The organism is Vibrio sp. Y58_MX_L22 (assembly GCF_024181865.1).
In the GTDB taxonomy this organism is placed as follows: domain Bacteria; phylum Pseudomonadota; class Gammaproteobacteria; order Enterobacterales; family Vibrionaceae; genus Vibrio; species Vibrio alginolyticus.
This window is the reverse complement of sequence record NZ_JAMZAN010000014.1, coordinates 1-12,915: the sequence shown is the minus strand read 5'-3', so window position 1 is coordinate 12,915 and position 12,915 is coordinate 1. Positions and strand designations below refer to the sequence as shown.

Here is a 12,915-nt window from a genome sequence, read left to right as displayed (position 1 = left end):
CAGGGATCTCCTGCCTTTCTTATTCTGTCTCTAATTTGCAAACGCTTATTTTGGTTTAGACACTTATGGCGTAATATGCCATAGCACTTCACCATTTTGTGTTTGTAAATCATATTCAATGCACACTAGCCCTGATGTAGGAAACATCGGTGGTGTCATGTCTTTTACAAACTCTGAAGTCAAATAACCGACCAAAGGCAAATGCGATACGAACAAAAGCGAGTCCAATTGTTCGACTTCGATTAACGCACTTGCGAAATCGAAGACATACTCGGACTGGCCATAAGGTGTAATATCTTCACAAGTTTCAATGCTTTTTGCAGAGAAATACGCACTGATCTCTTGCCAAGTTTGTTGAGCTCTAATGTACGGACTCACCAACACTTTATCGAATTGCGCAAAACCCTGTTCTTTACAGGCTCTCGCAACCGCTTCTGATTCGACTCTGCCTCTTGGGGTCAATTGTCGTGCTGCGTCTGAATCTGCAAAATGCTCGGCTTCACCGTGACGCATGATGAATATTTTCATGTTATTTCCTAGGGATAGCTAACGCTACCAAAAGGTTGACTGCTATCTTTATTAGATAGACGGGGCTAACTTTAACAATGACGAAACAAAAATACTGATATAATTATCTGTTCATTATACCAATTCGCTTGTTAAAGATAGCGACTTTCTTAACAATCTATTAAAAGAATGTACTCAGTTCATCACACTATTTAACTGTGCAATGAGTTCAGAGCATTCACTCAAACAGTTCTTCCCCATACGCAAACGCGATGGGCCTGTGCAGAAGTCTACGAATAACAAAAATACGGCAAGCAGTATTTGTCGAAACGCAAACTTTGCGCCCCCCGCGAGGGGAGCCTAAATTACTGTAATGCGAAATCTGGAGACGCATCGTGCATCTAAGTCCTAACGATTCAAATCAATACCGCTACATTACCTTGAGCAATGAACTGCGTGTACTGCTGATTCATTCCGATACAGCTCAACAGTCGGCAGCTGCTCTGGCAGTGAACGTTGGACACTTCGACGACCCAAACGATCGCCAAGGTCTGGCACACTATTTAGAACACATGCTTTTTTTGGGTACGGAAAAATACCCTAAAGTGGGCGAGTTTCAAAGCTATATTAGCCAACACGGTGGAACAAACAACGCTTGGACTGGTACAGAGCACACTTGTTTCTTTTTCAATATTGCTCCAAATGCCTTTGAAAGTGCCTTAGATCGATTTAGCCAATTTTTTACCGCACCTTTGTTTAACGAAGAAGCATTAGACAAAGAACGCCAGGCTGTCGACTCCGAATACAAGCTCAAACTCAATGATGATTCTCGTCGCCTGTATCAAGTTAACAAAGAAGTCATCAATCCAGAGCACCCGTTTTCAAAATTCTCTGTCGGAAACTTAGATACTCTTGGCGACCGAGATGGTAAATCCATCCGCGACGAAATTGTGGAGTTTCACCACTCTCAGTATTCCGCCGATTTGATGACACTGACTCTATTTGGGCCACAGTCGCTCGATGAACTGCAAGCTTGGGTAGAAACCATGTTTGCCGACATCCCAAATCACCACCTTCGTGGAAAATCGATTGATGTACCGATAGGCACTGAGGAAAGCACGGGCATTTTGGTTCAAGTCGAGCCGCTCAAAGAGTTCCGTAAACTGATTCTCACATTCCCCATGCCGGGAATGGATGCGCATTATAGCGTGAAGCCACTCTCCTACTTTGCTCACCTGTTGGGTTATGAAGGAGAAGGCAGTTTGATGCTTCAACTCAAAGAAAAAGGCTGGATTACCTCTCTCTCAGCGGGCGGCGGCGCGAGTGGCAGTAACTACCGAGACTTTACCGTAAGCTGCACCCTGACGCCAAACGGCTTAGATCATGTTGATGATATCGTTCAAGCGGTTTTTCAATACCTCTCGATGATCAAACAAGACGGGTTAGATGAATGGCGCTATCTCGAAAAACAAGCGGTATTAGAATCGGCTTTCCGCTTCCAAGAGCCATCGCGCCCAATGGATCTCGTCAGCCATCTGGTGATCAACATGCAGCACTATCAACCGGAAGACACGGTTTATGGTGACTACAAAATGGCGGGCTACGATGAGGAGTTACAGCATTCATTGCTGCGATACTTAACCATCGATAATGTGCGCGTCACTTTGATTGCTAAAGGCCTGGAATACAACCGTACTGCCGAATGGTACTTTACCCCGTACTCCGTCACACCTTTTAGTGAAGACCAACGTCGTTTCTATCAACAAATCGACCCAAGCTGGCAATTCGTCTTACCGAAAAAGAACCCTTATATTTGCTACGACCTCGACCCCATGCCACTCGAAAATGGTGATTCGCTGCCAGAGTTGATTGAGGATCTCGAAGGGTTTCGGCTGTGGCATTTGCAAGATGACGAATTTCGCGTGCCTAAAGGTGTCGTTTATGTCGCTATCGACAGCTCTCATGCCGTTGCATCACCAAAGAACATCGTCAAAACGCGCTTATGTGTAGAGATGTTCCTCGATTCGCTAGCAAAAGAAACCTATCAAGCAGAAATCGCAGGGATGGGTTACAACATGTACGCTCACCAAGGTGGCGTGACCTTAACCCTCTCAGGGTTCAGTCAAAAGCTGCCTCAGTTGCTAGAAATGATTCTGCACCGTTTTGCTTCTCGAGATTTCAGCCCTGCTCGCTTTGAAACCATCAAACAACAACTGTTACGAAACTGGAGAAATGCTTCACAAGATCGCCCTATTTCGCAGCTGTTTAACGCACTTACTGGGTTACTTCAACCCAATAACCCGCCTTTCGCAACCTTAGTCGAAGCGCTAGAAGAAATCGAAGTCGATGAACTCTCGGTATTCGTAGAATCCATTCTTGCAGAACTGCACGTTGAAATGTTTGTTTACGGAGACTGGCAACGCCAGCAAGCCCATGACATGGCTACGACCTTGAAGGATGCTCTAAGAGTTAACGAGCAACGTTATGAAGAGGCACTTCGTCCGCTCATTATGCTAGGTAAAAATGGCAGTTTTCAACGTGAGGTGCATTGTAACCAGCAAGATTCCGCGGTCGTTATTTACCACCAGTGCGAGGATATTGAGCCTCGTAGTATCGCGCTATACTCATTGGCCAATCACCTTATGTCGGCAACGTTTTTCCACGAAATCCGTACCAAGCAGCAATTAGGTTACATGGTAGGCACTGGCAATATGCCGCTAAATCGTCACCCTGGTATTGTACTGTATGTGCAGTCACCTAATGCAGCACCTGCCGAGCTGGTTACCTCAATCGATGAGTTTTTAAATGCCTTTTATATGGTGCTGTTAGAGTTAAACGATTACCAATGGCACAGCAGTAAGCGCGGCTTGTGGAACCAAATAGCAACGCCGGACACCACACTTCGAGGACGGGCTCAACGTCTTTGGGTTGCGATAGGAAATAAGGACACTGAGTTTAACCAACGTGACAAGGTACTGGCGGAGTTGAAGAAGCTGACGCGCGCAGACATGATTCGCTTCGTTGTGAACGAATTGAAACCTCGTACTGCAAATCGTTTGATCATGCACTCTCAAGGTCAAGCGCATTCGGAGGCTCCGCGCATCCATCTAGGACAAGAAATAGGATCGATTGAAGAGTTCCAACTTCGGCCAAAAGATTGCGGCTTGGGGTGATCTAGTTGCGCAGAAATAAAATTGTCGATTACTAGAATGAACCTACAAACCCATTAGGTTGTCGGTCTCATAGATTGAATCGGCACCATAATTGGCAGAAAATTGAAATTGCGCCATTGCGGCTTATGCTCTAATTACCGCACTAAAAATAACTTAATGAGGTAATCATGAAAAAAGCACTTTTACTTGTGGCTCTTATACTGCCATTGGCATCTGCTCACGCTGAAATCTCAGTCAAAGGCGATGGTTTCGAACTAAGTGACGACTGTGTGCGCCTTAGCGGAGACAATGTATCCATCAAATCAGATGATTGCTCTTCAAAACAGTGGAATGATAAAGACAAAAAAGGTAATAGCAGCGTTCATGGGGACGACAACCCTGGTAAAGGCCACAATAAAGATAAGAAAGACAAGAAGAAGTAACCATTTCTTCTTTATGAAAAAGGCTTGCCACTGGCAAGCCTTTTTCTCTACCGAAGCAACCTTTAATAGAACGTTGTCCCTTCACCAGCTCGAGTAAGCAAACCATCACATGGCGCGTAACGATCGCCATATTTCGATGCAAACTCATTCATTTTCTCTACGAGCTCCTTAATACCAAATTGGTCCATGTAACGGAACGGGCCACCCAAGAACGGTGGGAAACCAATACCAAATATCGCGCCAATATCACCGTCACGTGGCGAGCGAATGATGCCATCATCCAAACAACGTACCGCTTCATTCAGCATTGGCAGCACACAGCGCAACGCAATATCGTTATCGCTTAGCTTAGATTCAGGGTCGAGCTTAAGCAGTTTGTAAACCGATTTGTCGACATCTTTCTTCTTGCCCTTGTAAGTGTAAAACCCCTTACCACTCTTGCGTCCTTTACGTCCATCATTTAACAAGATATCAAACACATCCGGCCCTTTGAATCGGTCACCTAACTCATTAACCAGGATCGGCATAATTTTCGCGCCAATGTCGACACCAACTTCATCCAACAAGGTAATCGGGCCAACAGGGAAACCAAAATCAAGCAACGCCGTATCAATCTTTTCGATCGGTTCGTTAGCCAACAAAATATGCGCCGCTTCGTTCATGTATGGAGCAAGAATGCGGTTCACGTAAAAGCCCGCTTTGTCTTTCACTACGATCGGGGTTTTACCTTGCTTCTTAGCAAGTGCAACAACTGTTGAAACGGTTTCATCTGACGTCGTTTCATGCGGAATCACTTCCACCAACGGCATTTTTTCTACCGGGCTGAAGTAATGCAAACCCACTACGTTTTCTGGACGCTCCGCTTTTTCTGCAATTTTGTGGATAGGCAACGAAGAAGTATTGGTCGCAAAGATAGTTTCTGTCTTAGCGTTTGCTTCAATGTCCGCCACCATTTTTTGCTTAAGATCTAAGTCTTCAAAAACGGCTTCAATTACGATATCAATATGATTAAAACTGGTAAAATCGACACCACCAGACAGTTGCAGCATTTTCGCTTGCAGATCGGCCTTGGATAGAATGCGACGTTTGCGCTGTTTCTCAAATAACTTGTAGTTGTAGTTGAGCGCATTTAAAACGCCATCGTTGCTAACGTCTTTGATGCGAACAGGTACTTTTGCTTTTGCAACAGACACATGGCTGATTCCGGCGCCCATCAGACCACCACCAAGCACACCAACTTTATGAACTGGTGCTGGTTTCGCATCCGTGCCATTTTCTTTCTTCATTTCTGTTGTGGCAAAGAAGATCGAACGGAGCGCTTTTGACTCTGAGCTCATCACAAGCTCACCGAAGCGCTTCGCTTCAAGTTCTTGACCTTTAGCGAAGCCTTTCTCTAAGCCATGTTGAATAACTTCTAGAATTGCAACCGTTGCTGGATAGTTACCGCGAGTTTTTTGATTCGTTTTCTTCGCAGCTTGCTCAAATACAAACTTGCGCCCTAGCCCGCTACCAGACATCACCTTTTCTTTCGTCGATAGCTTTTTCGTGCCCTTGTTTTTACCTTTGTCGATAAACTGTTTTGCTACGTCGAGCAAAATGGTGTCAGGTACACAGGCGTCCACAACGCCCAATTTTTTAGCTTTCTTCGCACGAAGTTGTTTACCCGTCAGGATCAAGTCCAACGACGGTAACAGGCCAATCAAACGTGGCAGACGCTGAGTACCACCAGAACCTGGCAATAAACCAAGTTGTACTTCTGGCAGACCTAAACGCGTTTTGTCAGAATCCGTACAAACACGATAATCACATGCAAGAGCCAGTTCTAAACCACCGCCCAAACATGGGCCATGAATAGCCGCAACGACAGGATAAGGTAAGTCCGATAGCTGCTGGAACAACTCCTGACCTTGCCTTGCTAAGGCTTCCGCTTCACTTGCTGTGGTGCATGCTTCTAGCATTCGAACATCAGCACCCGCAACAAAATTGTCCGGTTTTAGGGAGTGGATGATCATCCCTTTAATACCACTGGAGTCTTTTAGCTGAGCAAAAATTTCTTTCATTTCGTCAGCAAAAGCCGCCTGCAGCGTATTCATTTTTTCATTAGGAACATCGATGGCTAACCAAGCAATATTTTGCTCATCAACCTTTAGACTAAATGCTTTTTGCTCGCTCATTACTCAACCTCCAGAATCATTGCCGCACCAAGACCACCAGCAGCACATGCAGTATTCAATGCAATACCACCGCCACGGCGTTTTAGCTCTCGTAGGGTTTGCGTCATCATACGCGCACCAGTCGCAGCAAATGGGTGACCATAAGCAATTGATCCGCCAAGCACGTTGAACTTATCCATATCAATTTCACCAATCGCTTTTGAGCGACCAAGGTTTTCTTGAGCAAACTTATCGGAAGCAAACATCTTCACATTCGCCAATGCTTGAGCAGCAAAGGCCTCGTGCATGTCGATCAACGTCAGGTCTGACAGTTCCAAGCCTGTATTTTCAAGCACTTTCGCTGTGGCATAAGTCGGCCCCATCAGCATGTCCTTTTCCACGCCGATAGCAGAGAATGCATAACCTCGGATGTAACCAAGGATCTCCATTCCGAGCTCTTTCGCTTTACCTTCTCGCATCAACATCACTGCCGCACCACCATCAGTCAATGGCGTACTGTTCGCTGCCGTAACACTGCCATACTGACGATCAAACGCAGGTCGCAATTTCGCGTATCCCTCAACCGTTGAGTCATGACGGATATTGTTGTCTTCCGAAATCCATTTTTTGTATGGTTCAGGGAAAGCCGTCATCACTTCATCTTGGATTTTTCCTTCTTTCCAAGCCTGAGAAGCCAGCGTATGAGAACGATGTGCAAGCGCATCCTGTTCTGCGCGAGAAATACCATGTGTTTTAGCCATTTGCTCTGCAGTTTGTCCCATGGATAAACCCGTAGAGTACTCTGCTACTGCTGGTGGCACTGGCATCAGGTCTTTAAAGCTCAAGTTTTTGAGGATACTAAGCTTCTGACCCATTGTTTTTGTCTTACTAAGAGCAAGCAGATTAGCGGCCAGTTTCTTTGATACGCCAATAGGCAGGACGGAAGAAGAGTCTGCACCGCCAGCAATACCAATATCGATGGTTCCCGCCATGATGCTTTCTGCGACATTAACCGCCGCTTGAAAACTCGTCGCACACGCTCGAGTCACACTGTATGCATCAGTATGGATGTTCATACCAGTGCCTAACACGATTTCTCGTGCGATGTTTGGCGCTTCAGGCATTTGTACTACTTGTCCAAATACCACTTGTTCGATTAGCTTCGGATCAATATCTGTTCGAGCAAGCATTTCGCTTACTACCATTTTCCCTAAATCGACCGCTGGCACTTGGCTAAATTCCGTGCTTTGACGAGCAAAGGGAGTTCGAAGCCCCGCGACAATAGCGACACGCTCACCATTGCGTGTTTTTACTTCCTGCTTGCCCATTGTTTCTCCTTAAATACAAGAGGTCTGACCTGATGCATTGTAATGAATTTGTTAAATTTATCAAACGTGCGTTTAAATAAACGTGAAGCAAGTAGTTCAATTACTCTACTTCTTTGATTCTTATGCGATTACTAATGGTTAACTATAGAGAGTTAAAACGGTAAGAGGTATACGGAAAGTAAAATCGAAGCAAAAAAAAACCACACATAACTGTGTGGTCGGAATATCTATAAAACAATTAACTTACGCCAATTGAAAAGTAATCAGTTTCCTGATTAGGAGAAAGTAAAGTCAGCCTTCAAAAGGAAGTGTCATCTTGCTCAACATGTTAGTCGCAATGACTAACGAGATGACAAGGTGTACTATAACCCCTTCACTGCTTGATATTTTGAAATAGATCAATTTTATAGTGATTTTACGAGTTTTAAGCTCACCTAGAGCGATTATTGATTCAAAATAATTCAAGAATCCACCATCAGAAGTCCCTTTTAATGCTCCATCGAGTGAACTTATCCAAGCCATTGATTACTAATGATGATATTGTTAACAATATATATCAATTCGTGTTCGATGATATCTGACATTTGCGTATACACTTTTAGGTAACCACATGGCTTATTGTGTCAAAGGGGTTGCATGACAAATCCTGCAACCAAAACCGCTAAGCGATGAAGCAAGTAAAGTCATGCTCAGAACAAATAAGAAACTCACAGAGCGAGGATGGAGGCTCCTGTGGCCATATTAAAAATGTTTGGAAAGAAAAATTCCAACAGTCCGGTCAACTCTGATATGGACAAGCAAAGAAAATACGAAGCGCTCGTCCGAGGGTATCATCGTGACTTGTACCGCTACGCATATTGGTTGTGCAAAGATAAAGCGGTCGCGGAAGATCTAGTTCAGGAAACCTGTCTTAGAGCTTGGAAGTCACTCGATAGCCTCCAAGACGAAAAAGCTGCCAAGTCTTGGCTCATCACAATATTGAGACGAGAAAATGCGCGCCGCTTCGAACGTAAACAATTTGATTTAGTTGATATCGATGATTACGGCAATGATGCTAAAGTCAGCGATGACTCACATCATCAGCAAGAATGGCTGCAGGCACAGATCATGAAGCTCGATGTTGAATATCGTGAGCCTTTATTTCTCCAAGTTGTCGGTGGTTTCAGTGGAGAAGAAATTGGCGACATTCTTGATTTAAATAAAAACACAGTGATGACTCGACTATTTCGCGCTCGTAATCAACTTAAAGAGATGTTGGATTCTCAAGATACCAAGAGAGGACAAAAGAATGGATGATTTAGAATTTCGTCGTCGTATTTTGTCGGATCCAAAACAAAAGGATGAAGAGATTCTGCAAGCTTTAGCTGGTAGCGACGCCAACAATAAGTTTGTTGATGACGTTTTGGATCTCGATGTAAAAATTAAACAAGCCATGAATGTGGATGTACCCGAAGATCTCGCAGATAAGATTTTATTTAGCCAGACGTCGAGTGCACTTGATGAAGAGAAGGTCGTAAGACCAAACTTTGTCCGCAAAGCAATGGCACTTGCTGCTTCTATTGCGTTCACCGCAGGGTTATTAGTTGGTCAAGTAAACTGGGGAAATGTTTTGGTGTCTCCAGCACAAGCCAGTTTAGCAGATACCGCGATGAAACACGTTATTCATGAAGAACCGTTTGTTCGTCATCTTGATGAGGATGTACCGAGCTCGCAAATTAATGCGAAAATGTCGCCATTTCATTACCAGTTTAGTGAAAACTTTCCATATCACGTTTACTACCTAAACCACTGCGGTTTTGGTGAATCCAATGCGGTGCATATGGTGTTCCAAGGTCCAAAAGGTAAAGTAACGTTATTTATTACTGGTATTCCAAGCGAACAAAGTACCGACTTTAATAAGGATGGCATGACCGGAATCGTTCAGCCCGTCGGGAGTTCAAGCCTGATTTTAGTCGGGGAAGAAGGTGAAAATATTGATGCTATCGCTACGACTCTTGCATCAATGATTAAGCCGATGTAACAACTTCGACGATTTCCAGCCTTCAAAAGGTTAAATGCCGCTAAATGATCTTATTTAGCGGCATTTTTGTATAAATAGAACACAAAACATTCACCACCCCTATCGCATTTAGAGCTTAAACTCTAAATTATGCATTTTAAGTGCAATTTCCCGTCTTTTAGACATCATTTCTGCAATTTTTATTCAATTTTATCCAATGGTCGGATTTGTCCAAGCAATTATTGATACTACTATCTGCGCCACTGAGCAAAAGCTCAATTTATCGTCCAAAGAGACGAATCTAATAAGGAAAAACAAATGACTCAGAACACGCGTCTGTTTAAAAAGACTCTCCTAGCAGTAACGGTAGCTTTTGCCTCAGGTCAATCGATGGCAGCGGGTTTCCAAATCAACGCTCAATCAGCAACTGGCATCGGCCGTGCATTTGCTGGTGATGCAGTAATCGCAGATAATGCAGCAGTAATGGCTCGTAACCCAGCAGCAATGGCTCTGTTTGATAAAATGGAACTGTCGCTAGGTTTCGAAAGCATTACTTCAATGATTGAAGTGAAAGATGCGAAATATAACGTTAATACTCCTTTGGGCTCCAATACTGTAAGTGTTGCTGATACTGATGATGTGGGTGATACGTCAATAGCTCCAAACATTCACCTAATCGTTCCAGTAAATGACAAGTTTGCATGGGGCGTAAACGCATACTCTAATTTCGGCACTAAAACTGAATTTTCAGATAACTACACCGCAACAGAGTACGGTGGTCTTACGGATGTAAAAAGCTTCAACTTTGGATTGGCGGGTTCTTACCGTTTAAACGAACAATGGAGCTTTGGTGCTGGTTTAGATTTAATCTACGGCCAAGGCACAATGAAGCGTACAACTAGCTCTTCAGTCCCAAGGGTTGGCGGTCAAAAAATTCTGGACGTAGATAAAGCTGATGGTTGGGCTGTTGGTTTTAACGTAGGTACTGTGTACGAACTAGATGAAAACAACCGTTTTGGTCTAGCGTATCGTTACAGCCCTGAATTTACGGCAAAAGACGACAAAGGTCAGGAAATCACGCTACCTCTACCAGATATGGCCGAGTTTTCTGGTTTCCACAAAATCCAAGACACTAAGTTTGCTGTACACTACAGCATCCAATACATCGGTTGGAAAGATTTCGACCAAATTGATTTTGAGAACCTAAATCAGGGTTTACTTAAAGGTGGTTACTCGAAAGACTATCAATGGCAAGATGGCTGGCACTACGCAATTGGTGGTACTTACTACCTAAACAACAACTGGACACTTCGTGCTGGTTACATGTACGACACAAGCGCTCAAGATAAAGTAACGTCTATCTCGGTACCAGACTCAGATCGCCAGTGGTTCTCCACAGGTTTCTCTTACCATATTGATAATAGCTCAAACATCGATTTTGGCTTCACGTACTTGTTAGGTGAAGATGTAAAAGTTAATGAGAATACTCAATTAGCTCCTGGTCTTTCTACCGGTGTAACAGCAACAACTCATGCTGATGCAATTCTATTCGGCTTACAATACAGCCGTAGCTTCTAAACGCTTCGCTGTTAGTTAGTAGAAAAATACTTTATATAAAAGGCTGGATTTCCAGCCTTTTTTCATATCTGCGATTTATTGCTCACTCAATTTGAGTGAACACGTGTATCTAAATCTCACAATTAGGACGCACAGCTGTTCGCTGAATTCCGTTTACAAGCCTTTCACAGTTAGATTATTAAACCGCAAAAATAACATTTGAAAGGATAATATTTCAAAAGACCACTTACGCTGGATTTTCATTTCTAAAGTAAAAACTCTACCTTTAAACTTTCGTCCCACGTTATAAACAAATCAGCGAACATTCGAATGAAAACCAACAAGACTCTTCTATCAACAGCAGTGGCATTAAGCCTACTTGGCACAACGGGCATGGCTAACGCAGCAGGTTTCCAACTTGCTGAATATTCTGCAACAGGCCTAGGTCGAGCATATGCTGGTGAAGCTGCAATGGCTGACAACGCAAGTGCACAATGGCGTAACCCAGCAATGCTAACTTATTTGGAAGGCACTCAAGTGTCCGTTGGTGCAATCTATGTGAACCCAAATATTGATATTGAAGGTGATGTAAACTTCCACGGTAGCACTTCTTCTGCATCTTCAGATGACTTCGCACATGATGCAATCATTCCAAACTTCTACCTATCACACCAATATAATGAGAAATTCGCGATTGGTTTGGCATTTGGCACCAACTACGGCATGGAAACCGATTTAGGTAAAGGCTTTGGTGCATCGCACTTCGGTAACGAAGCAAGCGTAACGACAATGGAAGCGAACTTAAACGCAGCTTACAAAGTCAATGAATCAATCAGCGTTGGTGGTGGTATCCGTTACATCATCGGCGAAGGCAGCTTTGGCGCAGCAGCTCCTAAGAATAACGTTGTAGGGTTAAATCCTGAAACTAATCAACCAATCAGTGTTCCTCAAGGTACCGCTCTAAAATACATGGAAGGTGACGATACCGCTTGGGGCTGGCAAGTTGGTACAGCATGGCAGATCAATGAAAATAACCGTATCGGCTTCGCGTACAAATCTGAAGTTGAACTGAAGCTTGAAGGCCATGCTGAAGGTCTTGGTTTTGGCTTCGGTACTTCTGAACGCGACAACGGCTACATGTATCTAAACCTGCCTGCAACGGCTGAGTTGGCAAGCTTCCACCAAGTAACAGACCAACTTGCGTTACACGCAAGCGTTAACTGGACGGATTGGAGCTCTTTCGAGAAATTGGAAGCACGTCTAAATACTGCTGGCACGCATATGGTTAAAGTAGAAAACTGGGAAGACAACTATCGCTTTGCTGTTGGTGCTACTTACCAGCTTGATCCTAAGCTAGCGCTACGCACTGGTATTGCATACGATACTTCAGCGGTAAGCGACAAAAACCGCACGATTACTATTCCAGAAACTGACCGCACTTGGCTAAGTATTGGCGCAACGTACGATTGGACGAAAGACTTCAGCCTAGACGCTGGCTTCACCTATATTTTTGCGAAAGACGCACCAATCGTTGAGTCTCGTGGTTACAAGTCAGACGACACTGCAGAACAAGTCGGCGGCCAATTTGTAGGCGAAACTACGGGTAATGTTTGGCTAATCGGTGTTCAAGCAAACTACCGTTTCTAACCAAGCTGCAATGACCCGTCCTGATATGGGTTGACACTTTTTAACTAAAACGCTCGATGTACTTCATCGGGCGTTTTGTATTTTAAAGCCGTATGAGGCCTCATTTGATTATAGATATCTACGGACTCT

The 12,915-nt window shown here is 44.0% G+C and carries 10 protein-coding genes; 6 read left to right on the top strand and 4 right to left on the bottom strand.

The window, feature by feature from the left end:
• Window positions 1–63: 63 nt before the first annotated feature.
• The gene (gene sixA, locus NL626_RS21075; protein WP_253657704.1) at window positions 64–528 is read right to left on the bottom strand and encodes a phosphohistidine phosphatase SixA; all 465 of its coding nucleotides are present in this window, start codon (window positions 526–528) and stop codon (window positions 64–66) included.
• A gap of 374 nt (window positions 529–902) precedes the next feature.
• On the opposite strand from sixA, the gene NL626_RS21070 reads away from it, so the two are divergent.
• Together NL626_RS21070 and NL626_RS21065 are read left to right on the top strand one after the other, a co-directional pair.
• Window positions 903–3,680 (top strand): insulinase family protein, encoded by a 2,778-nt coding sequence (locus NL626_RS21070; RefSeq protein ID WP_253657703.1) that lies wholly within the window; start codon window positions 903–905, stop codon window positions 3,678–3,680.
• 167 nt (window positions 3,681–3,847) lie between these two features.
• A complete protein-coding gene (locus NL626_RS21065) occupies window positions 3,848–4,102 on the top strand; it encodes a hypothetical protein (protein WP_005384444.1) in 255 nt (84 codons plus the stop codon).
• A 62-nt stretch (window positions 4,103–4,164) separates the two neighbouring features.
• Here the strand turns inward: NL626_RS21065 and fadJ are convergent, their stop codons facing one another.
• Both fadJ and fadI read right to left on the bottom strand, forming a co-directional pair.
• On the bottom strand, window positions 4,165–6,276 hold the full coding sequence (gene fadJ / locus NL626_RS21060) for a fatty acid oxidation complex subunit alpha FadJ (RefSeq protein WP_253657702.1): 2,112 nt from the start codon (window positions 6,274–6,276) through the stop codon (window positions 4,165–4,167).
• Window positions 6,276–7,583 (bottom strand): acetyl-CoA C-acyltransferase FadI, encoded by a 1,308-nt coding sequence (gene fadI / locus NL626_RS21055; protein ID WP_005384447.1) that lies wholly within the window; start codon window positions 7,581–7,583, stop codon window positions 6,276–6,278. Before fadI ends, fadJ begins: the two co-directional genes overlap by 1 nt.
• Before the next feature lie 720 nt (window positions 7,584–8,303).
• Here fadI and NL626_RS21050 point away from each other — a divergent pair.
• From NL626_RS21050 to NL626_RS21035, 4 genes are all read left to right on the top strand, one after another.
• Entirely contained in the window at window positions 8,304–8,879 is a 576-nt protein-coding gene (locus NL626_RS21050) for a sigma-70 family RNA polymerase sigma factor (RefSeq protein ID WP_005380528.1), read from the top strand.
• Window positions 8,872–9,603 (top strand): DUF3379 domain-containing protein, encoded by a 732-nt coding sequence (locus NL626_RS21045; RefSeq protein WP_005380527.1) that lies wholly within the window; start codon window positions 8,872–8,874, stop codon window positions 9,601–9,603. The genes NL626_RS21050 and NL626_RS21045 overlap by 8 nt, the downstream gene beginning before the upstream one ends.
• A gap of 297 nt (window positions 9,604–9,900) precedes the next feature.
• On the top strand, window positions 9,901–11,160 hold the full coding sequence (locus tag NL626_RS21040) for an outer membrane protein transport protein (RefSeq protein WP_005384451.1): 1,260 nt from the start codon (window positions 9,901–9,903) through the stop codon (window positions 11,158–11,160).
• A gap of 309 nt (window positions 11,161–11,469) precedes the next feature.
• On the top strand, window positions 11,470–12,786 hold the full coding sequence (locus NL626_RS21035; protein ID WP_005380525.1) for an outer membrane protein transport protein: 1,317 nt from the start codon (window positions 11,470–11,472) through the stop codon (window positions 12,784–12,786).
• Between the two features lie 44 nt (window positions 12,787–12,830).
• Here NL626_RS21035 and NL626_RS21030 read toward each other — a convergent pair.
• Window positions 12,831–12,915: integrase core domain-containing protein (locus NL626_RS21030; protein WP_213874525.1), on the bottom strand; the 85-nt coding region annotated here is incomplete at its 5' end.

Excerpts from the sequence above, each read along its gene's own strand:
- sixA (WP_253657704.1), bottom strand. The coding sequence starts at position 528 with ATGAAAATATTCATCATGCGTCACGGTGAAGCCGAGCATTTTGCAGAT.
- NL626_RS21065 (WP_005384444.1), top strand. The coding sequence starts at position 3,848 with ATGAAAAAAGCACTTTTACTTGTGGCTCTTATACTGCCATTGGCATCT.
- fadJ (WP_253657702.1), bottom strand. The coding sequence starts at position 6,276 with ATGAGCGAGCAAAAAGCATTTAGTCTAAAGGTTGATGAGCAAAATATT.
- fadI (WP_005384447.1), bottom strand. The coding sequence starts at position 7,583 with ATGGGCAAGCAGGAAGTAAAAACACGCAATGGTGAGCGTGTCGCTATT.
- NL626_RS21050 (WP_005380528.1), top strand. The coding sequence starts at position 8,304 with ATGGAGGCTCCTGTGGCCATATTAAAAATGTTTGGAAAGAAAAATTCC.
- NL626_RS21045 (WP_005380527.1), top strand. The coding sequence starts at position 8,872 with ATGGATGATTTAGAATTTCGTCGTCGTATTTTGTCGGATCCAAAACAA.
- NL626_RS21040 (WP_005384451.1), top strand. The coding sequence starts at position 9,901 with ATGACTCAGAACACGCGTCTGTTTAAAAAGACTCTCCTAGCAGTAACG.
- NL626_RS21035 (WP_005380525.1), top strand. The coding sequence starts at position 11,470 with ATGAAAACCAACAAGACTCTTCTATCAACAGCAGTGGCATTAAGCCTA.